The organism is Gemmiger qucibialis (assembly GCF_027689445.1).
GTDB classification, from domain to species: domain Bacteria; phylum Bacillota; class Clostridia; order Oscillospirales; family Ruminococcaceae; genus Gemmiger; species Gemmiger qucibialis.
Genome location: NZ_JAQFEN010000007.1, coordinates 19,022 through 38,870, shown reverse-complemented (window position 1 = coordinate 38,870; position 19,849 = coordinate 19,022). Strand labels below are relative to the sequence as shown.

Below are 19,849 nucleotides of genomic sequence, written 5' to 3'. Positions count from 1 at the left end.
TACCCTTTATTAAAGCATATTATAATTGGAGCTGTCAATCATTTTTCTTTGCTATGCAATAGATTCAGGATGCTTACAAAGATTCCCTCACTGTGAAGCAGCGCTGCCACCGGCTTTTACGAATGGGACGCCGCCAAGCACAAATATTTTTTTCAAATGCCGGGACAGCCGATTTACTTGGCGGGCATTTATAATACTATAAGTGGTGTGAACTGCTTGATCATTCTGACCACTATTGACCTGCAGGCTCCATTCCGCGTTGCGCATCAGGTATTCGTTGTCGGAGTTGGCCGGCACGGTCAGTGTCTGGTAGCTGCCGTTGCTGCCCCAATACTTTTCAAAGCCGTAGGGTACGGAGATTTCTTCGTATCGGAACTGCAAACTGCCCAACTGAGTTTTTGCGCTGCCGACTGCCGCGTTTACGGCATTTTGCGCTTCTGCCTGCAATTCTGCAAGGGCAGCATCGCGGGCGCTGTTGGCGGCTTCGTCGGCAGCTTCCTGTGAGGTATACGGTCCGACTCGATCGTTGCGTGTGCCGGAGGTCTTAGTCACCGCGTAGTGCAGGCTCCAGCTTGCGGCTGCGTCGCCGCCGTTCTTCTGGTAGTTGTCATCGGCGGTATGCCCGCTGGTGGTTACGGTCTGTTTGCTTGCCGGGCTGACAGACCAGCTGCCGCCGTCAATGCTGCCGGATTTGGTGATGGGCTCGATCTCGATGGTCGCGCCGTCCACCTTTTCCTGCGTTTTCAGCTGGATCTTATCCGTGCGGATTCCATAGGAAAAATCAAAACTTCCGCTGGCGGTCTGGGCCGGTGCCTCCCAGCTGGCGTAGTATTCCTGCACAACAGGTTCCGGCTCAGGTTCCTCCTCACCGGGGTCAGGTCCGATCAGGGCAACGGTCTGCCACCCTGCGCGACCGGGATTGTAGATGTAGGTGTAGTACCCACGGGCGGAGGCGTAGGTTTCCACACCGTTCGCCAGCTCATCGGCAGAGGCAAGATAAATTTCCGCCGCGGTGCTTTCGGGAAAGTTTTCGATAATATACATCTGTACATCGTCATAAATTGATGAACAGAAATCCAAAAGAGAGATTTCTTCACCCTCATCAGCGGAAAAAACTGCGGGCAGATCGTCCGCATCGCCCAAAGAAAGCTGGTTCAATCCGCCCCAGATGCGAATCTGGTTACCGTAGTGGTCACCGGGGACGCACTGGTCAGCGCTGACGGTGGAAGTGTTCACATAGGTGTACGGTGGGCAGCCGGCAGGCTGACCGTTGGCACCGTGGGTGCAGCAATAGGCTTCCTCACTGTTGAACCAGATCAGCCATGTGCCGTTGACTTTGGCAACCTTGGTGATCTTGCCGCTGGTCACCGCAGGGGTGGGGCGCTCGGCAAAGGTGGCAATTTCGCTGTCGGGGAAAGGATATTCGGTAGTCGCATTGCGGTCGATGGCTACCTGTAGGGTTTTGGTCAGTGTGCTGCCATCGGGCGCAGTATAAACCAACTGTGCGGTAAAATCCGCATCCGCCTGTACATAAACGCCCAGCACCGCAGCGGAGGTTTCGCTGTATGCCCTCCACCTTGGTCAGATAATCAATGGCGTTGTTGCCGCCTACATGACGCGAAAACCAGTGGAAGAATCCATTGGCAGGCGTGATGATCAGGCTATCGTGCGTCCGGGTGCAGTACTCGCGATCCGTTTTGCGCACAAGTTCGCCGGGGTGATAGGTTTCCAAATACTGCATCACGGTAATTCGGCGGGCAGCTTCGATGTTCTTTTGGGCAACACCGCACAATTCCCGCCTTGCGGCTTAAGCACCGCTCCGGCGGCTGCGGCACGGCATCTGCGTTGCCAAAATGCTCGATAATGTCGGGTTGCGTTACCCGCATCGTGCTTCGGGGGCAAAAGCCCCTCGCACTCTGCGACCGCTGCCCCTGCTTCGGTTCGCTGTTTCCGCCACTGGCGGCGCTCACCTTTGCAGCATCCAGTATTATCTGCGCTTTTGGCCTAGCAGCTGCCGCACCTCGCTCGCCGTATCGGCACTTAGAATTATGCGGTATTGCCTTTGGTATTTTCCCATGGGGGTGACCTCCGTTTCTGTATGAAAAAAAGCACCTTGCCTACAAAATAGGTAAGGTGCCAAGGATACGATTATTTGTTTTTAGCTGGCTTTTTGTCACTTCAGCCGGCTGAAAGGGGGTATGGGGGGAAACACAGACGGAACCCCATTTCCCGAAAAAAGATATACTTCCCCCTTGGTGTACAGAAAAGGATTGACGCTGCGACAAAAACGCAGATTGCAAAGCCCCGCCGGATAGAGTATAATCGTTCTATAAGGTAAGGCAGGTGAGCAGAATGCGATTTTTCCTGATGCAGCGCAATCATCCAGTGGCTGTTATTGAAATAGCTGAAAAGACCGGCGACATTATTGATGTGGCGGAGGTTCTTTCGGCGCAGAGGATTCCCCTCGGCGCAAGGCACATTGATGGTAGTTTTGACGTTCTCTCCCTGCGCAAATGGTGGGCTGGACGTGGTATCCCGGCAAGCCGTTCCGGGCTGGAGCACGCCTTGGAAACGCTGCATATTCCTTACGCCGAACTTCTGCTTGTCAAATGCAGCGGGCTGAGCCTCTCAGACCAGTATTGGGTCACGCCCTGCGATGCCCCACAGAACTGGCGCGATGTAAATTTCTACGAGAACGACTTTTCTGACGATGTGGGACGCGCTTTGTTTGGCGAGGGGGTTCTCTCGGCACAGCCGGATTTGTGTTCCCCCTGCAATACCTCAGACGGCTTTTTACAAAAGCGCTGGCGCATTGCGGACGGAAAACGAATTCTCTTAAAAGCAGGATCGGGCATTTACAAGCAGGAGCCTTACAACGAAATCGTTGCCACGGCTCTGTATGATGCGCTTGGTATGCCGCACGTTCCCTACTGGCTCATAGAGCAGGGCGGACAGGTCATGTCCGCCTGCGCGTGTTTTACCAATGACCACACCGAGCTTGTCACCGCCGCCCAATTTATGCGGCTGCTGCCGCAAGCGCAGGGCGTTTCCAATTGGGAACACTTCAACGCCTGCTGCCGGACCGTCGGAATTTCTGATGCAAAGAAAGCGGTCTGCAATATGCTGGCTGCCGATTTCATCTTAGCCAACACGGATCGCCATCTTGGCAATTTCGGTTTCCTGCGTGATTCCGAAACGCTGGAATGGAAAGGAACAGCGCCCATCTATGACAGCGGCACAAGCCTTTGGCAGATGACCCTCACTCGCGCGATCAATGCGGAAGCCATGGTTCCCGCAAAACCGTTTGAAACCTCACAGCAATCTCAACTAAAGCTGATTGCGCCTTATGTGGATCTGCCGCTGGAGCGCCTTGATGGATTTTCCAATAAAGTAGAAGAAATCTTCCGAACAGCCGCCCAGTTTGATGATGGACGAGCCGCGAAAATTGCCGCCGCTGTTAGTGGCCGAATTCAAATGCTTCGACTTAATAGGGCATAATCTGAAATAGCTCCAAAGCATACGGTTTGCGAAATGACTACAAATTGTAGGCAGTTGAAAATAACAGAAGCTATATGTCGCTGCCTAATGCCGATGACAGTCATGCGCCAACTGGTGACAAATTGTCAGCAGTTGAAATAGGGCTATAAAAACAGCGTCCTCCGTTTGACATTCGGGGGACGCTGCTTTTCTCTATGGCACTCATTTGGCGGTGGGCTTTTTTGTCGATTTGCCCTGTCGGCTGAATTCTTTCGCAAGGTCAACCAGCTTTTTTAGAAGGTCGATAGCTGTCCAGAATATGAGGACTAAGCAGAAAATTCAGCAGACATGATTTGGGAATCATATACCCACCACTGATTTCAAAGTATCGGATGTAACCGTTATGGCACCAATTCGTCAGGGTGTTGTGGTGATAGCCGGTAAACCGGCTTGCTTCGGCAACACTCAGCACATCGCTGTAGGGCTGCATTTTCAGGGTAAGAAAGTCCTGAAACTTCTTTCTGCTTTTGGCGGTATCCAGATTTGCCCATTCTCGTAAGGTCAGCGTTTTGGGCTTGCCGCCTTTGTTCCAGCTCGCTGAGTAATACCCGGTCGGTGCCGAGAATTTTTCCGGTTGGGATTGCCTTAAATCTTCCCCTTCATCACTCTCTCCACCATGACGCGCTGTGCGTGCTCGGCTTCCAGGTTGGCGGGATGCTTGGGGAAGGCGCGCATGACTTTCTGGTAAAGCTTCAAGCCCTGGTCGGTGGTGCACATGCTGGCAACATACACCATATAATCCGGTACCTGGCCAAACACGCAGCGCTCGGTGTTTGGTACATCCCAGCGCTTTGACTGCTTTTCAATAAAGGCGGCGCGCATCTCGTCAGGGGTGGTGTACTGGGCCATTTCCTGTTCCCACTGGGGCCAGATCGGGTCCACCGAAAGGTCAATAATGGCCGGGCCGCCGTGGTCACCCTTGACCAGAGCAAAGGACTGGTACATGGGGGCAGAATCCGACATAAACACCCAGCCCACATACTGCACAGCCGGAATACCGTACACGTTCAGGGTGCGTACTACCTGTTCGGCATTCTGGTAGGTGTTGTTCATGCGGCCGTCAATGCAGTTCACAATCTCCTGCACATGGGCATCGCTGATGGTATCGGTAGTTTCGGTGGTAAACAGCTGTGCTTCGCGGTTGAGCGGGTACATGTTGGACGGTACCTTAATATCCTTGCCGTCGGTGCGGCCTACCATGCGGAATGTGTGATTTTCAAATGTATAAGAAGCCATGTTTCTTCCCCATTTCCTTATCTTTCGTTTATCCAACAGTATACCAAAAACGGCCTGCTGATTCAATGCCGGGCAAACAGAATCCCCGCCGCCAGAGCATAGTAGCTTTGGCGGCGGGGATTCCTGTATCAAAACCCACCCCTCAAAAAAGAAGAAGGAAACGGCAGATGAGGTACCCGCAGGGCGGGCAAGGAAGAAATGTGCGCGAGGTGTTGCCAACCTAAAGCCCATATAAATTGGAATGGACATCGGGCTGATATTTTGTTCGACGATAGGACGATACGTCTGCGTGCGCCCCTACGGGAGGATACTCCCAAAATGACGTGCCGTGAAATGTTTTATAAAGGCAATACCGCATAATTCTAAGTGCCGATACGGCGAGCGAGGTGCGGCAGATGCCAAGCCAAAAGCGCAGATAATACTGGATGCTGCAAAGGTGAGCGCCGCCAGTGGCGGAAACAGCGAACCGAAGCAGGGGCAGCGGTCGCAGAGTGCGAGGGGCTTTTGCCCCCGAAGCACGATGCGGGTACCGCAACCCGACATTATCGAGCATTTTGGCAACGCAGATGCCGTGCCGCAGCTGCCGGAGCGGTGCTTAAGCCGCAAGGCGGGAATTGTGCGGTGTTGCCCTAATTACTCATTGCTAATTATCAATGCTTTTCCGCTCTTTTTTCCATTCCGCGCAAAAAATCTTTATAAATTCCGGGGTCGGAATCTGGAATAACGGTGGCATTGCAGGTTTTCTGATAGAATTCCACCGGGCCAACGCTGCCAATGATGGCATAGCCGTACCCGTATTCCCGCATGGCGGTCAGACAGCGCAGCAGCAGGGCAGTGCCCACACCGTGGCCCTGCTCACTGTCCAGCACACGGGTGGGACCGAAAAAGTCCGGCGCGGTGGCATCGTAACAGGCGTAACCCACGATCTCGCTGCCGCGGGTGGCGATCCAGCAGCCAATGGGCGTATGGGCAAAACTGACAGCGCATTCACCGGCAGCGCAGTCGCCAGAGTGGGTGCGCACCCAATCCAGCACGCGCTGGCGGTCCGGCGCCATGGCACGGCGGATCTCGACCCCAAACGCGTGGCTCCGCGCCAGGGCCGGGGCTTCATCAGGCAGGTCATACAGTTTAACAAGCATATCAGGCATGGGAAAACCTCCAATTTGGGTGTGTGGATATTAGTAGCAAGAAGTAAGTTAGGGCAATACCGCATAATTCTAAGTGCAGATACGGCGAGCGAGGTGCGGTAGCTGCTAAGCCAAAAGCGCAGATAATACTGGATGCTGCAAAGGTGAGCGCCGCCAGTGGCGGAAACAGCGAACCGAAGCAGGGGCAGCGGTCGCAGAGTGCGAGGGGCTTTTGCCCCCGAAGCACGATGCGGGTACCGCAACCCGACATTATCGAGCATTTTGGCAACGCAGATGCCGTGCCGCAGCTGCCGGAGTGGTGCTTAAGCCGTAAGGCGGGAATTGTGCGGTGTTGCCCTAACACCTCACTCCTACTTCCTAACTATTTTCCGCCATAACCGCTGCCCCATCCGCGGCATCGCCAACGGGTTCGGGGAAGGTGAGGGTGGGGAACTGGGCAGTCAGACGAGTGATAACAGCGGCACGCAGGGTTTCATTTTTTTGCAGCACACTGCCAAGCAGGGCCATACTGCCGGTCTGCAAACCAAGGGGCTGCATGGCGGCGGCAGCCATCTGGGTCAGTTCATCAGCGGCATGGGCAATAATGGCCTGCGCCGCGGCATCGCCCTGCTGCAAGGCAGGGTCCAGCAGGGGGGCCAGGGCGGCAATTTCCTTTTTGGTTGTGGTGGGGGCATAGGTGAAGCGGATAACCGGCTGCACGCCTGGCGCACCCAGGCGCTGGGCGACCAGCTCCGTCAGAGCTGTGGCGGGGGCACGGCCATCGGCAGCGCGCACCACGGCGCGCAGAATATCCCGTCCGAGTGCATAGGCACTGCCCTCGTCGTCAATCAGATGTCCCCAGCCGCCGCTGCGGGCTTCGCGGCCATCGGCCGTGCGGGCGTAACAGATGGAACCGGTGCCTGCAATCAGCACAGTGCCCACCGGCTGGCCCAAGGCACCGGCCAGCGCCGTGACCTGGTCGCCAACGATTTGCAGCGGGCCAGTGTAGCCGCCTGCGCGGATGATATCCTGAATAAAGTTGTAAGCATCCGGGTTGCTGATACCTGCGCTGCCGATGCAAAGCCCATCGCACCCGGCCAGCCCTTCCGGTTGGGCAGCTAGCCAGGCCAGCGTATCGGTCAGGGTTTTGGCGGCAGCGGTGCGGTCGCTGTTGCAGTTCAGGGGGCCAAACACAGCGCGGCTGTGGGCTGCGGAACCGCGGGTGCGCAGCTCCACGGCGGTTTTGGTTCCGCCGCCGTCAATGCCAACATAGTAGGGCATCATTGGGCCTCCTGTTCCGGCGTGGCAATGGGCAGGCGGCCTGTTGCGGCATGGCGGCCCAGCAGAACATCCGCCACGGCGGCAGTGCTGCGGGCGGTGTATTCATACGCGGCAAGGGTGTAGACACTTTCCGGCAGGGGGAAGAGGTCATACGGGTTGCGCAGCGCCACCACAATAACGGGCTTGCCGCTGTGCTCAGCCAAGGCCTTGGTCAGTTCCAGCTGCTGTGGATGCAGGTGGCCGTTATAGGTGCCGATCACGATACTGGTGTAGCTTTCGGCGCGGCGCACCCACTCGTAAATTTCATCCTCGCTGGGATCAATGGGGGTGGTAAAGCCGTCCCCACCCAGCGCTTTAGCCATCATAACGGGAAAGCTTTGCTGTACATCATCCACCACATTGCCCACAAGGCCGGTGCGGTAGACCTGGCAGCCCAGGCACAGTGGGTGCCCGCCCACGTTAGGGCGGCCTGCTTTGGGTACATGCACTTCGGTAATGGTGGCGCGCAGCAGCTTGTTATTCAGCGCAGCGGCCTGGTCAGCGTCAAACGCGGCGGCGGGCACGGCGGCCAGCTTGGCCTTAGCGGCCAGAATGCGGTCCACACTTTCTTCCATCTCTTTGCGGTCCAGTTTGCCGGACTGCAAAGCTTCGGCGGCAGCCTTGGCGGCTTCGCCGGAAAGCAGGGTGGTGTGGGAAAGCAGCACTAGATCCACCCCGGCGTTCATGGCGGCCAGCACGCCGTTGACCGAACCAAAGAACTTCTGCACAGCCTGCATCTCCATGCAGTCGCTGGTGACAAGGCCGGTAAAGCCCATTTCGCCGCGCAGCAGGCCGGTGACGATGCGGCGGGACATGGTGGCGGGCACACCGCTGTCATCCAGCGCGGGGAACAGGATGTGCGCCGTCATGATGGCGGGTACGCCGTCGGCAATGGCAGCGCGGAAGGGAGCCAGCTCCATCCGTTCCAGTTCATCGCGGGGCTTGTCTACACAGGGCAGGGTGAGGTGGCTGTCCAGCGAAGTATCGCCGTGGCCGGGGAAATGTTTGGCCAGGCAGAGCACGCCGCCATCCTGCAGGCCGCGGATCATACCGGCGGCATACTTGGCCACGGTGGCGGGGGTATCGCCATAACTGCGCACCCCGATGATGGGGTTGGCAGGGTTGCAGTTGACATCCACGCTGGGGGCCAGGTTAAAGTTGACGCCCAGACTGCGCAGCTCTTCGCCGGTCAGCTTGCCGGCCAGATAGGTGGTTTCGGGGTCACCGGTGGCGGCCAGCGCCATGGAGCCTGGTACATTGATGCAGCTTTCCGGCAGGCGGGTCACAGCGCCGCCCTCTTGATCAATCATGATAAAAGCGTCGTGGCCGGTTTCGCTGCGGATGAGGGTTTGCAGGTCAGCGCACAGGGTCCGCAGCTGGTCCGCGCTGGCAATGTTTTCGCGGAAAAGGATGATGTTGCCGATCTTATATTCTTTGACCACCTGCACCAGCTCCGGTGTGATGGCGGTTCCGGGAAAGCCAGTGACAAGGCGCTGGCCGATACGTTCAAGGTCTGTCATGTTTAGGCTCCTTCTGATTATGAGGAAAATTTTTAGTTAGGAGGGAGGAGTTAGAAGTTAGGGCAATACCGCATAATTCTAAGTGCCCATTGCTAATTCCTAATTCGTCCAGCTCCAACCTTGTGATGCCGCAAAACTCCTAACTCCTAACTTATCATTCGTACATTCTCGCAAACGCTGCCCTTTCATCAAACGCTTTTGCCTCGTTCTCCCAGCGTTCCATCAGCGCGTCAAAGTCCGGCCAATCGTGGGCAAGTACATCGCTGCCGGTTAGGCGGTTGATGGGCAGCAGGGCTTTTTTGTCTTCGGGCTGGCGCAGGGCAAAATCGTTGGGGTATATCTCGCGGATGGCATACAGCAGGGCGGTGCCGGTGCGGATGGTGTCATACGCTTTGGTGTCGGTCAGGTGGATGTGTACACCCTCGCAGCGCCTGCCTGCATGTTTGGAAGCACTGGGCGTAAAGTAAGCCGCGGTAAAAATTACGCCCGGCAGCTTTTTAGCGTTCATCCGGTCAGCCAATGCCGCACCGTTGATGAACGGTGCGCCGATCAATTCGAACGGGGCCGAGGTTCCGCGCCCTTCCGAAATGTTGGTGGCCTCGGTCAGGCAGGTGCCGGGGTAGAGCAGCGCGGTTTCAAAGTTGGGAATGGCCGGGCTGGGCATCATCCAGTATAGCCCTGTTTCGGGAAAGAGCATCTCCCGTTTCCAGCCCAGCACCGGCAGCACATGCAGCTGGCAGCCAATGTGCTGTTCCTCGTTGGCAAGGCGGGCAAATTCACCGGGGGTCAGGCCGTACCGGGTTGTAAGGGGATAGGCCCCCACAAAGCTTTCAAAACCGGGCTGCAGCAAACCGCCCTCCACCTTGCCGCCCAGGGGATTGATGCGGTCCAGCACTACCAGTTCTTTGCCCGCGGCGGCGCAGTCCCGCATCACATACAGCAGGGTGGAAATGTAAGTATAAAACCGCGCGCCGATATCCTGGATATCATAGATCACGGTATCTACCAGGTCCAGCATCTCCGGCGTCATGTGCTGGGAATCCTTGCGGTACAGGCTGTACACCGGCAGTCTGGTGGCGGGATCGGTGTAGGTTTCCACGGTAGCACCGGCGTCATGGTCGCCGCGTACGCCGTGCTCCGGGCCGAACAGCGCTGTCAGCGGGAACTGCGCGTGGATGGCATCAATGCCGGATGTCAGCATCCGAGTTACGCCGGATGTCGAGGTGATCAGGCCGAGCCGCCGCCCTTTCAGCCAGGGCGCGGCGTCAGCCAGGTGGTCAAGACCATTCAGAACCATGGGGAAACCTCCTGTTGCGGTAAACGCTGTGAAATTTTATATCAGAAAAGCTTACCAAATTGCACGATGCAAAGAATAAACGAGAGAAAAAGATTTTTTGCCCCGCGATATGGCAAAATAATGACTTGATATGTTCATTATATTCGCGTTATAATAAAAAGAAAAGGGGGCTTTAGAAATTTTGTTTCAAAAAAGTTGAGGGTATTTTTGTACAAAATTTCTCAGGCAATACCGCATAATTCTAAGTGCCGATACGGCGAGCGAGGTGCGGCAGCTGCTAAGCCAAAAGCGCAGATAATACTGGATGCTGCAAAGGTGAGCGCCGCCAGTGGCGGAAACAGCGAACCGAAGCAGGGGCAGCGGTCGCAGAGTGCGAGGGGCTTTTGCCCCCGAAGCACGATGCGGGTACCGCAACCCGACATTATCGAGCATTTTGGCAACGCAGATGCTGTGCCGCAGCCGCCGAAGCGGTGCTTAAGCCGTAAGGCGGGAATTGTGCGGTGTTGCCCTAAGGTTTTGCAGTACCCCTCTGAACGAAAGGGTGGAGCATGACAATGTTGTGCAAAGATGCAGAGGCAAAAAAACTGGCAATCGGCCTGATGAGCGGTACTTCGGCTGATGGCATTGACGCTGTGCTGGTGGAAATCAGCGGGTGCAGCACCAACACCCACGTGCGCCAGATGGCGTTTGTCACGCTGCCGTTCACCGATGCTGTGCGCAGCCGCATTTTACAGGTGGCGGCAGGGAACTTTGGCGGCAGCGAGGAACTTTGCCTAATGAACTTTTTGCTGGGCAAGCTCAGCGCAGACGCCTGCCTGGCAGTCTGCGCGCAGGCGGGCGTGGACCCGCGGAATGTTGCCTTTGTGGGTAGCCATGGGCAGACGGTGTTCCATGCCCCGGTGGAGCAGGACTACCTGGGCTACAAAGTGCGCGGCACCCTGCAAATCGGCGAAGCTTCAATGATCGTGGAAGCGCTGGGCTGCCCCGTGGTGAGCGATTTCCGCGTACGGGATATGGCTGCAGGCGGCCTTGGTGCGCCGCTGGTGCCGTATACCGAGTATCTGCTTTACCAGGACCCGCAGCGCAATGTGGCATTGCAGAACATTGGCGGTATTGGCAACATCACGCTTTTGCCCCGCGGTGCGGGCTTGAACGGTGTGCTGGCCTTTGATACCGGGCCGGGCAACATGGTGATCGATGCCCTTGCCGCCCGCATGACGAATGGAAAAGCCCGCTATGATGACGGCGGCAAAATGGCTGCTGCCGCTCAGGTCAACCCCGCCCTGTTAGCCTGGATGATGCAGGACGAATACCTGAAGCACACCCCGCCCAAAACTACCGGCCGCGAAATGTACGGTGATGCCTATGTGGAACAGCTGCTGAAGAAAGCCAACGAGCTGGATGTGCCGCTGGGGGATGTGCTGGCCACCGCCACCCGCTTTACGGCGGAGTGCATCAGCGCGGGCGTGCGGAATTACTGCCCCGTCAAGCCGGACCGGATGATCGTGGGCGGGGGCGGCAGCATGAACCCCACGTTGCTGGCCCATATTGCCGACTGTCTGCCCGGCTGCGAGGTGATGACCAACGAGCAGCTTGGTTTGGACAGCAACGCGAAGGAGGCCGTGGCCTTTGCCGTGCTGGCGAACGAAGCCATGTACGGCCAGCCCAACAACGCCCCCGGAGCAACCGGTGCTGCACACCCCGTTGTGATGGGTAAAATCAGCCAATAACCGGAAAGGGGGACCATCCATGACCAGCATCGAAATCCGTGTGCGGGACTTGTATGATGATTTGAATGATTCCGAAAAAAAGGCCGCGTCCTTCTTTTTAAGCCATGTGGACAGCGTGTTTGTGCTGCCCATTGCCAAGCTGGCCAAACAAGCCGATACCACTCAGGTGGCCTGGGTGCGGCTGTGCAAGCACATCGGCTTTGACGGCTTGAAGGATATGAAAAAAGCCCTGTTCAACGAGCTGAACGAGACCAACGCTCCCACTGCCCAGCGGGAGAGCAGCGGATTCTTTACTGATATCCGGGACTATAACACCATCACTGAGATGGCGGACGCGGTGAAAACCAGCAGCATCTGCGCTATTGAGGACACAATGAAGCTGCTGGATCCCGCCATTGTGGAGCGTGCCGCGGGGAAAATCATCCAGGCGGACAGTGTGCGGCTGTTCGGAGTGAATGCATCGTCGCTGGTAGCGCAGGACCTGTATTATAAGTTGATCCGCATTGGCAAGTCCGCCTGTTATGCGCAGGATCTGCACATTCAGCTTACTTATGCTGCAACTATGGGGCCAAAGGATGTGGGCATTTTTGTATCCAACTCCGGTACCACCCGCGAGGTGATGGAGTGCCTGCACTTGGCCGCCGCCCGGGGAGGCACCACCATTGCGCTGACCCGGTTCGACAACAGCCCCCTGGCCCAGGCTGCAGACCTGTGTTTGTACACATCATCGCCGGAAATCAGCCACCGCAGCGGTGCAATGAGCAGCCGCATTGCCCAGATGTGCATGGTGGATGTTCTGTTCACCGCTGTTGCCCGCCGCAACTACCGCAAAGTGGAAACCGCCCTGGAAAACAGTTATAAGAGCTGTATGACGCACAGGGTGGAAGCGGAAAACTAAGTTAGGGGCTTTTTCAATTAGGAATTAGCAATGAGAAATTAGGAATTGGAAATAGAGCAGGGCCCGGTGCGGAAATGGCACCGAGCCCTGCTTTTTGAGTGAATAATGTAAAAAATAAAGAATAATGTTGGTGGACCGTGGTGCGGTGTGTCACTCAGAAAATATTGGGTTTGCTGCATTATAAAAAATATGTAAGAAGCAAGGAGATGCTCTGCAGGTAATGTTGACCACTGCGCCGGGGTGCTGCGCCAGGTAGGTAGAAACCAGCTTGTCCAGCACCAGAGCGCGGGCAATCACGCCGTTGTGCATGGCGGCATCCTTGCTGGAAAAGTCAAAGTTATAGTCCAGTTGCTGCACCAGCCGCACGGCGGTGTCATCGTGGATTGCGCCGTGGGTTTGGCTTTCCTTGGCGCGGGCATACAGGGGTTGCAGCATGGGTTCCGGCATACCGGACAGGATGATTTTTTCCATTTATGATATGAGTTAGAGCATATTAGCTTAAAGGTTGATAAAACGCCCCTTTGCAGGCGGCGGGACTTCTTACAAAAGCGTTATACCATAAAGGAAAGAAGGAGAAAAGTAAACGTTAAAAGAGAATGTTTCTTCATGATTCTTTATATAGCAATTTTCAATAATACAGCAGAGAGTACTTTAACTTTTGAGAAAAAGTGATATAACAGAGTCAAAGAATGTGAGTGCTATGCTGCACAACGAAGCTCGAAAGTTGATTTTGGAAGGATACGATAAGGGCATCAGCGTAAAGGAACTGGCAAAGTGCTTTTCTGTAAACACCTGTTTGATATATCGTTTTCGATATATCGTTTGCTGAAGCGTCGGAACGAAACAGGCAGCTACGAAACTCAAACGAATCTCCGTGGAAAGAAGCCAAAATTGTCCGATGCAGATCATCAGCACATCCTTTCGCTTCTGGAAAAACAGCCGGATATCACATGTCTGGAGATCATTGAAACGTTGAAATTGCCTGTCAGCATTGATACTGTCTGGCGCTTTCTTCAACAGGCAGGATATCGCCGCAAGAAGAAGTCTCTTCATGCCAGTGAACAGGAGCATCCCCGATGTGGCGCAGAAGAGAAAAGACTGGAACGGCCTTATATCTGGATTCAAGGCAAGTGACCTTGTGTTTCTGGATGAAAGCGGATGCAATACGGATATGACAAGGCGGTATGCCTATTCGCTTGGAGGAAGCAGAGCTGTTGATTCCGCACCACTTTCCAAGCCCAAGAACACGACCATTCTGTCATCGATTCAGTTGGATGGGACACTACGCTATACGACTTTCTCAGGTGGAACGACTGTAGAGAGGTTTAAGCGGTATCTGGAAATTGACTTGCTTCCTCATCTGAACGATAATTCTGTTCTCATAATGGATAATATGAAGTTGCACCATGCAAAGGCAGTGAGAAATCTGCTGGACAGCTCCGGTGTTCGATACATTTATCTTCCACCATATAGTCCTGATCTGAATCCTATTGAAAAGCTCTGGTCGAAGGTGAAGTCTTTCCTTCGTAAATTCAAGGCGAGGACGCTGGATGCTCTTCCAAATGCGATTCAGAATGCTTTTCACTCTGTGACTATCTCTGATTGTTCCGGCTGGTTCCGCTTCTGCGGATATGCGCTTTAATTTTGAAAATTGCTATAAACAGAGCCTGACGGCAGCGCTGTAACCCAAAAAGGAGAACCGCTGGCTGCCAAATTGGATACCGGAAGATGACAGCGATGCCCGCATTGTATATTTCCGCAAGGAAATGATGGTGGACGATGCATTGCCCGCCAAAAAAGAAATCAAGATCACCGCGGATTCCCGCTATAAGCTGTATATAAACGGGAAGTTTGTTCAGGAGGGGCCACAGAAGCCCCTGGATCAGAAAGAATGGTTTGTTGATACTGCCAACGCTGCGCCCTACCTTGTGCCGGGGGCAAACGTTGTGACGGTTGAGGTGCTGCGCTTTGCGGCAAGCCAGAATGATTCCCTGTACCGCACCAATACCCCCTGCCTGTACATTGAGGACTGCATGGCTGATAACCCTTCCTTTGCCGGGAAAAAACGGTTGGAAATGCACCATAAACCGTGAAATTGCCATTATAGGGGAAACGGGCGGCCCTGCGCCGATCCACGCGCAGGAAAATGTCTATGCCACAGAATTTTTTGCGGGGTGGAAACTGCCCGGATGCAGCACCTAAGCTGATTTTTAACATTGCAATGGCAGATGCCATCAGCGCAGATGACCGTTTGGCACGGCAGGCAATGGAAGCATTCCGCCGCTCACAGCGGCCAGATGGCTTAATCAACGCAGATGCCCCCACCGTCAAGAGTAATGTGATCCCGGCTTTTTCCATTTATTATTTGCTGATGGTCCACGACCATATGATGTATTTTGGCGATAAAGCGCTAGCTAAGCGCCATCTGCCAGCCATTGACGGTATCCTTGGATTTTTTGACAGGAATCTTTCGGAACAGGGCCCTGTGGGGAAAAGTGGCGGCCCGATCATGCGTCACCGCTATTGGTCGTTTATTGACTGGGCTGGTGTGTGGGATTCCGGTGTACCGGCTGCAACCGGAAAGGGTAGCGGTTCGGTTACAATGGAAAGCCTACTTTACCTGGATGGCCTGCAAAAAACTGCTGAGCTGGCTGAATTTGCAGGCAGAACCGATACCGCTGCGGAGTACCGGCAGCGGGCAGGAGCACTTTCGGATGCAATCCGTACCCATTGCTTGGGGCAGTATCAGGGCACAACACTGGTTCAGGATGGGCCCGGCATTGAAGGATATTCGGTACACTGCCAGGTATTTGCCGTTCTGACTGGTATTGTTGAACCGGCAGAGGGAAAGCAGATGCTGGAAACCGTTGTGGGGAACCCGGAAGTTCCGCAGGCTTCTGTTGCGTTCATTTTTACCTGTTCCGCGCGCTGGAACGATGCGGCTGGTACGAAAAGACAGATGACCTGTGGGAAATATGGCGCCAGATGGTAGAGAATCACCTGACGACCTGCGTGGAGAATGACACAGATACCCGTTCGGACTGCCATGCGTGGGGGGCATTGCTCTGTTATGAACTGCCTGCAGTGATCCTTGGCGTTCGCCCAGCGGCTCCCGGCTTCCCAAAAGTGCGCATCGAACCCCAGGTGGGTACGCTCCGTGAAGCAAGCGGCGATGTCATCACGCCGCGCGGCATGATCCATGTGGAGTGGAAGAGAGATGAAGAGAATGCTTTGCACCTGCACTATACCCTGCCAGATGGGGTTGCCTATGAGAACGAAGAGGTGTGAAAAAAGGCTATAGTATAAGAACAGCAAAAAGCATATGCTGAACGGCATATGCTTTTTGTGTTTTTAACAGATTGGGCCGCCGAAATGGTTGGTGATGTCATAGACATCAGCATAAAAGTCAGCAACAGGCAGAGCCTTGTTTATAACGCAAAAAATTGCGCCCCTGCACGGCGGCAGCAGAACCGTACCCCCTGGCCATGACAGCTGTTTTACTGTCTGCCTGACATAAAAAGCAAAGAACCCGATATTGAAAATAACGAACACAGGGCCCAGTACAACCACGCACCGGGCCCTGCCGTATCTCAAATTCCTAATTACTCATTCCTAATTTCTAATTGAGATAACTCCTCCATCCTGTCTTCCAACGAACCTCAAACGCCCATATAATGCACTGCATTGTAAATGCTGATCAAAATAATAATGCCCATCAATACCAGGAACAGCTTGTCCACGGCACGGCTGCTCATCCGCTTGTTCAGCGTGCGGCCGGCAATGCCGCCGCCGATGCCGCCGGCAATCATCAAAACCAGGGCGGGCAGGGTGAATTCCGGCACGCTGTGGGTGATAAGGGTGGTCAGCAGGCTGGTGATCTGGCTGAACAGAATGATGTACAGACTGTTCTGCGCTGCGGTCTTGGTTTCCATGCTGAAAAAGTAGAACAGCACAACCAGATTGATGGGGCCGCCGCCAATGCCCAAAAAGCTGGACATCAGCCCCAGCACCAGGCCAATGATAACGCAGAATGTCGGGTTGGTAATATGCTTGCCCTGGATGCGCGCCTTGAACAAGGTGTACACAAAAGTGCCAATGGTGATAATGGCCAGGCAGATCGACTGTACCACGCCAACCGTGTTGGGGTTGGGGAACATGCCCGCAATGGTGCTGAACAGCTGTTTGCCCACAACGCCGCCCACTGCGGCGCCAATGGCCAGCGGGGTGCCGGTGCGGAAATCCACCCGGTTATCGCCAGCGGCAATGTTTTTGCCCACGGTGTAGCAGCTCATGGAAAGCACGGTGCACCCCGAAAGAAAACTGATGGTTGCCACGCTGGCAAGGCCCAGCATATCCAGCACCGGCTTGATGATAACACCGCCGCCAATGCCGCAGATCGCCCCCGCAATGGACGCAAAAAAACTGACACAGAAAAACAAGATTGAACTCATGCGTCTTTTCCTCCTCCGGTACGTTGATTTTGATAAGTTCATCATACCGTTTTGGAAGAAAGCCAAACTACCATAAATAAGAGCATTAGTGTCGAAAAATCGACAAGCATGCTCCGCAGCCTTGAGGAAAAACAGTATTTTGTGGTATAGTTTATCTGTAAAAATCCACCGGGGGGGGGGTACACAATGCAAAACCTGAACTTTTTGATCAAGCCTGCATCCAGCCAGTGCAACATGCGCTGCCGCTACTGCTTTTATGCTGACGAAGCCGCCGTGCGCTGCGGCCAGAGCGCCGCAGGCATGACCCGCCCCGAAGCCGAAACATTGATTCGCTCTGCCTTTGCCGCCGCGGAACCCGGCGCACAGGTCAGTTTTTCGTTCCAGGGCGGTGAGCCAACGTTGGCCGGACTGGACTTTTTCCGCTTTTTTATGGCCAAAGCCGCCGAGCTGCGCCCGGCCAGGGTGCACATCAATTATGCGCTGCAAACCAACGGCCTTGTGCTGAATGATGAATGGGCTGAGTTTCTGGCTGCCAACCAGGTTCTGGTGGGCATCTCACTGGATGGAACCAAGGAGCTGCACGATAATACCCGCCTGGACGCCAAGGGGAAGGGCACCTGGAACCGTGTAACCGCGGCATTGCATGTTTTGCAAAAGCATGACGTAGAAGTAAACCTGCTGTGCGTGGTCAACCGCGCGGTGGCCCGCAGCCCGCAAAAAGTCTATGCTTCGCTGAAAAAACTGGGCGTCCGGCATTTGCAGTTCATTGCCTGCCTGGATCCCATTGAGGGCGAGCGTGGTGCGCAGCCCTGGGCACTGACGCCGGAAGCATACGGTAAGTTCCTGTGCGGCCTGTTTGACGTTTACTACCGTGACTGGGTCAACGGCGACTACACCAGTGTGCGTCTGTTTGACGATTACATCCACATGGCGATGGGTATGCCTGCAGGCACCTGTGCCACCTCTGGCAGCTGCGGCGCTTATTTTGTGGTGGAGGGCGACGGCACGGTGTACCCCTGTGACTTTTACTGCCTGGACGAATGGGAGATGGGCCGCATTGGAGAGCAGAGCATCCCGGAGCTGGCCAACAGCGAAAAAGCCCGCCTGTTTTTGCAGCAGGGCGAGCGCAAACCCGATGCCTGCGCCGACTGTCGCTGGTACAGCCTGTGCCACGGCGGCTGCAAGCGCGACTGGGTGGAGAACGATGGCAAGCTGGAAAACTACTCCTGCCTTGCGTTCAAGGAATTTTTTGCCTATGCCGAAAGCCGGATTTTGGAGATCGCACGGGCGGAAGCGGAATACTATCGGAGGTAGGAAGTAGGAGCTTTGGCGGCGAGTGAAAGCACGGCGAGAAAAAATTAAGAATGAGTAATTAGAAATTTGAAATAGAGCAGGGCCTGATGCGTAATGGCATCGGGCCCTGTTTTTATTATAGATAAACAACAACCGCCTTTCCTTATGCTTTACCTAAAGCACAGGAAAGGCGGTCGTTGTTAAATAAGCGTATCTTCTTTCAGAAATTTACAGCGCGCGGCCAGAGCATCGGCCAAAACCTGTGCGCGGTTCGGTTCGCCAAAATGGGCCTGTTCAAAAATAGCAAGCACATCGTCTTTGCATCCATCCAGCGCCGTGAGATCCAGCGTTTGCAGGCTTTTTTTTGCAAGCGCAAGCTGTTCCTGCTGTGTGGCAGCGAATGGTTTGGCTGGGGCATCGGCCAGGGCGTTGATTTTGGTGGCAAATTGGTCAAACCACAAGCTGGTGCCGCTGTCAAAAATTGGTGCAAAGCCCATCCATTCCAGCGTTACCGCGTCACGAATCGCTCCAAAATTGCCGAAATGCCGATCTTGATTGCAGATCAGATAGTCCAGAATCATCATCTGCTGCAGCTGTTCCGTAACATCCGGGATACCCAGTTTTTCGCAGCAGTTAAGGAAATGCGCATAGGCACTTACGCCGTCCCCGCGGGGAAAAGCAGAAAAAATATAATAACCACTGACAAAATCCTGACGGTCGGTCGTCATATTAGTGCAGACGGAATAAGGCTGGCTACCCTCAAACAGCAAGCTATACTCCACATGTGGGATTCCCAACTTGCGGCAGAGCAAGGATGCTGCTGCCTCATTGAACGGTTCCTGTTGCGCCATGCCGCTGCCGCCTTTTACCAGTACGCGCTGGCCGTTCAGTATCTTCCATTTTTTCTTCAACCAGCCGTCGGAGGTGTTGCAGGGGGAAACGAGATCAATGCTGTCCCGCTCCGGAATCTGCCCAAACAGGATATTGCCGACATCCTCCGAAAAATCGTTATGGTAGAAATTGACCTTGCGCCATTCCAAGGGCTGCTCTGCGGGATTGAGCCAGTATTGATCAGACAGACTTAGTGCAAAACACTTCATCATCAAGGTACTGGCGGATAGTTGTAGTTTTTTCTGGATCTGCAGGGCCTCCAGCGCATGGTGAAAGCCTGAACGGCTGGCCGGAATGGTACGCCCGGCCAGCCAAAGGTTCAGATTCTTTGCAAACTCCCTGCGGTCAGCAGAAAACAAACCTATTGGCAGATGGGCGGGCTGAACAACATCCTCAACGCGGTATACTGTGCCGCTGGTATCGTTAATGCTCAGCACAGCAACCGGCAATTCGCGGTGCATCAAAATATACTTCAACGATCCAGCCCACCTTTCCCTTCGATGATATCCATATTATACAAGGAACGGAATGTTTTCGCAACATTTTGGT

Annotated in this window: 20 protein-coding genes; 10 read left to right on the top strand and 10 right to left on the bottom strand. The window is 54.7% G+C overall.

Annotated features, from left to right (window positions below; genetic code table 11):
* Positions 1–87: 87 nt before the first annotated feature.
* Positions 88–1,545, bottom strand: coding sequence for a hypothetical protein (locus PG062_RS10975; protein WP_270752317.1), 1,458 nt, complete (start codon positions 1,543–1,545; stop codon positions 88–90).
* 82 nt (positions 1,546–1,627) lie between these two features.
* Here PG062_RS10975 and PG062_RS10970 point away from each other — a divergent pair, with 82 nt between their 5' ends.
* The gene (locus PG062_RS10970; RefSeq protein WP_270752316.1) at positions 1,628–1,864 is read left to right on the top strand and encodes a hypothetical protein; all 237 of its coding nucleotides are present in this window, start codon (positions 1,628–1,630) and stop codon (positions 1,862–1,864) included.
* A 488-nt stretch (positions 1,865–2,352) separates the two neighbouring features.
* On the top strand, positions 2,353–3,498 hold the full coding sequence (locus PG062_RS10965; RefSeq protein ID WP_270752315.1) for a HipA domain-containing protein: 1,146 nt from the start codon (positions 2,353–2,355) through the stop codon (positions 3,496–3,498).
* A 259-nt stretch (positions 3,499–3,757) separates the two neighbouring features.
* On the opposite strand, the gene PG062_RS10960 is transcribed toward PG062_RS10965, so the two are convergent.
* The 6 genes from PG062_RS10960 to PG062_RS10935 form a co-directional block, all read right to left on the bottom strand.
* Complete coding sequence (locus tag PG062_RS10960; protein WP_270752314.1) at positions 3,758–3,967, bottom strand: helix-turn-helix domain-containing protein; 210 nt, start codon at positions 3,965–3,967, stop codon at positions 3,758–3,760.
* Between the two features lie 155 nt (positions 3,968–4,122).
* Positions 4,123–4,773 carry a hypothetical protein gene (locus PG062_RS10955; protein WP_270752313.1) on the bottom strand — a complete coding sequence of 217 codons (651 nt, stop codon included), beginning with the start codon at positions 4,771–4,773 and terminating at the stop codon, positions 4,123–4,125.
* 650 nt (positions 4,774–5,423) lie between these two features.
* Positions 5,424–5,921, bottom strand: coding sequence for a GNAT family N-acetyltransferase (locus PG062_RS10950; protein ID WP_270752312.1), 498 nt, complete (start codon positions 5,919–5,921; stop codon positions 5,424–5,426).
* 357 nt (positions 5,922–6,278) lie between these two features.
* The gene (locus tag PG062_RS10945) at positions 6,279–7,184 is read right to left on the bottom strand and encodes a BadF/BadG/BcrA/BcrD ATPase family protein (protein ID WP_270752311.1); all 906 of its coding nucleotides are present in this window, start codon (positions 7,182–7,184) and stop codon (positions 6,279–6,281) included.
* Positions 7,181–8,740, bottom strand: a complete 1,560-nt coding sequence (locus PG062_RS10940) for a glycoside hydrolase family 3 protein (protein ID WP_270752310.1) — start codon at positions 8,738–8,740, stop codon at positions 7,181–7,183. The genes PG062_RS10945 and PG062_RS10940 overlap by 4 nt, the downstream gene beginning before the upstream one ends.
* A gap of 154 nt (positions 8,741–8,894) precedes the next feature.
* Positions 8,895–10,037 (bottom strand): exo-beta-N-acetylmuramidase NamZ family protein, encoded by a 1,143-nt coding sequence (locus PG062_RS10935; protein ID WP_270752309.1) that lies wholly within the window; start codon positions 10,035–10,037, stop codon positions 8,895–8,897.
* A gap of 554 nt (positions 10,038–10,591) precedes the next feature.
* Between PG062_RS10935 and PG062_RS10930 the strand changes: the two genes are divergently transcribed.
* The gene (locus tag PG062_RS10930; RefSeq protein WP_270752308.1) at positions 10,592–11,767 is read left to right on the top strand and encodes an anhydro-N-acetylmuramic acid kinase; all 1,176 of its coding nucleotides are present in this window, start codon (positions 10,592–10,594) and stop codon (positions 11,765–11,767) included.
* A 19-nt stretch (positions 11,768–11,786) separates the two neighbouring features.
* On the top strand, positions 11,787–12,665 hold the full coding sequence (locus PG062_RS10925) for a MurR/RpiR family transcriptional regulator (protein ID WP_114000364.1): 879 nt from the start codon (positions 11,787–11,789) through the stop codon (positions 12,663–12,665).
* Positions 12,666–12,815: 150 nt separating this feature from the next.
* Here the strand turns inward: PG062_RS10925 and PG062_RS10920 are convergent, their stop codons facing one another.
* Positions 12,816–13,136: a hypothetical protein gene (locus PG062_RS10920; protein ID WP_270752307.1), complete on the bottom strand. Its 321-nt coding sequence runs from the start codon at positions 13,134–13,136 to the stop codon at positions 12,816–12,818.
* Positions 13,137–13,487: 351 nt separating this feature from the next.
* Between PG062_RS10920 and PG062_RS10915 the strand changes: the two genes are divergently transcribed.
* The 5 genes from PG062_RS10915 to PG062_RS10895 all read left to right on the top strand — a co-directional run bounded on the left by PG062_RS10915 (position 13,488) and on the right by PG062_RS10895 (position 15,953).
* On the top strand, positions 13,488–13,799 hold the full coding sequence (locus tag PG062_RS10915; RefSeq protein ID WP_270752306.1) for a transcriptional regulator: 312 nt from the start codon (positions 13,488–13,490) through the stop codon (positions 13,797–13,799).
* Positions 13,744–14,307 carry an IS630 family transposase gene (locus PG062_RS10910; RefSeq protein WP_270752305.1) on the top strand — a complete coding sequence of 188 codons (564 nt, stop codon included), beginning with the start codon at positions 13,744–13,746 and terminating at the stop codon, positions 14,305–14,307. Before PG062_RS10915 ends, PG062_RS10910 begins: the two co-directional genes overlap by 56 nt.
* Positions 14,308–14,431: 124 nt before the next feature.
* Entirely contained in the window at positions 14,432–14,758 is a 327-nt protein-coding gene (locus tag PG062_RS10905) for a hypothetical protein (protein ID WP_270752304.1), read from the top strand.
* Positions 14,759–14,817: 59 nt separating this feature from the next.
* Entirely contained in the window at positions 14,818–15,657 is an 840-nt protein-coding gene (locus PG062_RS10900) for an alpha-L-rhamnosidase-related protein (RefSeq protein WP_270752303.1), read from the top strand.
* Positions 15,651–15,953 carry an alpha-L-rhamnosidase C-terminal domain-containing protein gene (locus PG062_RS10895; RefSeq protein ID WP_270752302.1) on the top strand — a complete coding sequence of 101 codons (303 nt, stop codon included), beginning with the start codon at positions 15,651–15,653 and terminating at the stop codon, positions 15,951–15,953. Before PG062_RS10900 ends, PG062_RS10895 begins: the two co-directional genes overlap by 7 nt.
* 371 nt (positions 15,954–16,324) lie before the next feature.
* Here PG062_RS10895 and PG062_RS10890 read toward each other — a convergent pair whose 3' ends face one another.
* On the bottom strand, positions 16,325–17,116 hold the full coding sequence (locus PG062_RS10890; protein ID WP_270752301.1) for a sulfite exporter TauE/SafE family protein: 792 nt from the start codon (positions 17,114–17,116) through the stop codon (positions 16,325–16,327).
* Between the two features lie 186 nt (positions 17,117–17,302).
* Here PG062_RS10890 and PG062_RS10885 point away from each other — a divergent pair, with 186 nt between their 5' ends.
* Positions 17,303–18,430, top strand: a complete 1,128-nt coding sequence (locus PG062_RS10885; protein WP_270752300.1) for an anaerobic sulfatase maturase — start codon at positions 17,303–17,305, stop codon at positions 18,428–18,430.
* Positions 18,431–18,609: 179 nt separating this feature from the next.
* Here PG062_RS10885 and PG062_RS10880 read toward each other — a convergent pair whose 3' ends face one another.
* Entirely contained in the window at positions 18,610–19,776 is a 1,167-nt protein-coding gene (locus PG062_RS10880) for a HipA domain-containing protein (protein ID WP_270752299.1), read from the bottom strand.
* Positions 19,777–19,849: the final 73 nt, after the last annotated feature.

Coding starts and splice junctions, on each gene's coding strand:
- PG062_RS10965 (WP_270752315.1), top strand. CDS start 2,353: ATGCGATTTTTCCTGATGCAGCGCAATCATCCAGTGGCTGTTATTGAA.
- PG062_RS10960 (WP_270752314.1), bottom strand. CDS start 3,967: ATGCAGCCCTACAGCGATGTGCTGAGTGTTGCCGAAGCAAGCCGGTTT.
- PG062_RS10955 (WP_270752313.1), bottom strand. CDS start 4,773: ATGGCTTCTTATACATTTGAAAATCACACATTCCGCATGGTAGGCCGC.
- PG062_RS10950 (WP_270752312.1), bottom strand. CDS start 5,921: ATGCCTGATATGCTTGTTAAACTGTATGACCTGCCTGATGAAGCCCCG.
- PG062_RS10945 (WP_270752311.1), bottom strand. CDS start 7,184: ATGATGCCCTACTATGTTGGCATTGACGGCGGCGGAACCAAAACCGCC.
- PG062_RS10940 (WP_270752310.1), bottom strand. CDS start 8,740: ATGACAGACCTTGAACGTATCGGCCAGCGCCTTGTCACTGGCTTTCCC.
- PG062_RS10935 (WP_270752309.1), bottom strand. CDS start 10,037: ATGGTTCTGAATGGTCTTGACCACCTGGCTGACGCCGCGCCCTGGCTG.
- PG062_RS10930 (WP_270752308.1), top strand. CDS start 10,592: ATGTTGTGCAAAGATGCAGAGGCAAAAAAACTGGCAATCGGCCTGATG.
- PG062_RS10925 (WP_114000364.1), top strand. CDS start 11,787: ATGACCAGCATCGAAATCCGTGTGCGGGACTTGTATGATGATTTGAAT.
- PG062_RS10920 (WP_270752307.1), bottom strand. CDS start 13,136: ATGGAAAAAATCATCCTGTCCGGTATGCCGGAACCCATGCTGCAACCC.
- PG062_RS10905 (WP_270752304.1), top strand. CDS start 14,432: ATGATGGTGGACGATGCATTGCCCGCCAAAAAAGAAATCAAGATCACC.
- PG062_RS10900 (WP_270752303.1), top strand. CDS start 14,818: ATGCCACAGAATTTTTTGCGGGGTGGAAACTGCCCGGATGCAGCACCT.
- PG062_RS10895 (WP_270752302.1), top strand. CDS start 15,651: ATGGTAGAGAATCACCTGACGACCTGCGTGGAGAATGACACAGATACC.
- PG062_RS10890 (WP_270752301.1), bottom strand. CDS start 17,116: ATGAGTTCAATCTTGTTTTTCTGTGTCAGTTTTTTTGCGTCCATTGCG.
- PG062_RS10885 (WP_270752300.1), top strand. CDS start 17,303: ATGCAAAACCTGAACTTTTTGATCAAGCCTGCATCCAGCCAGTGCAAC.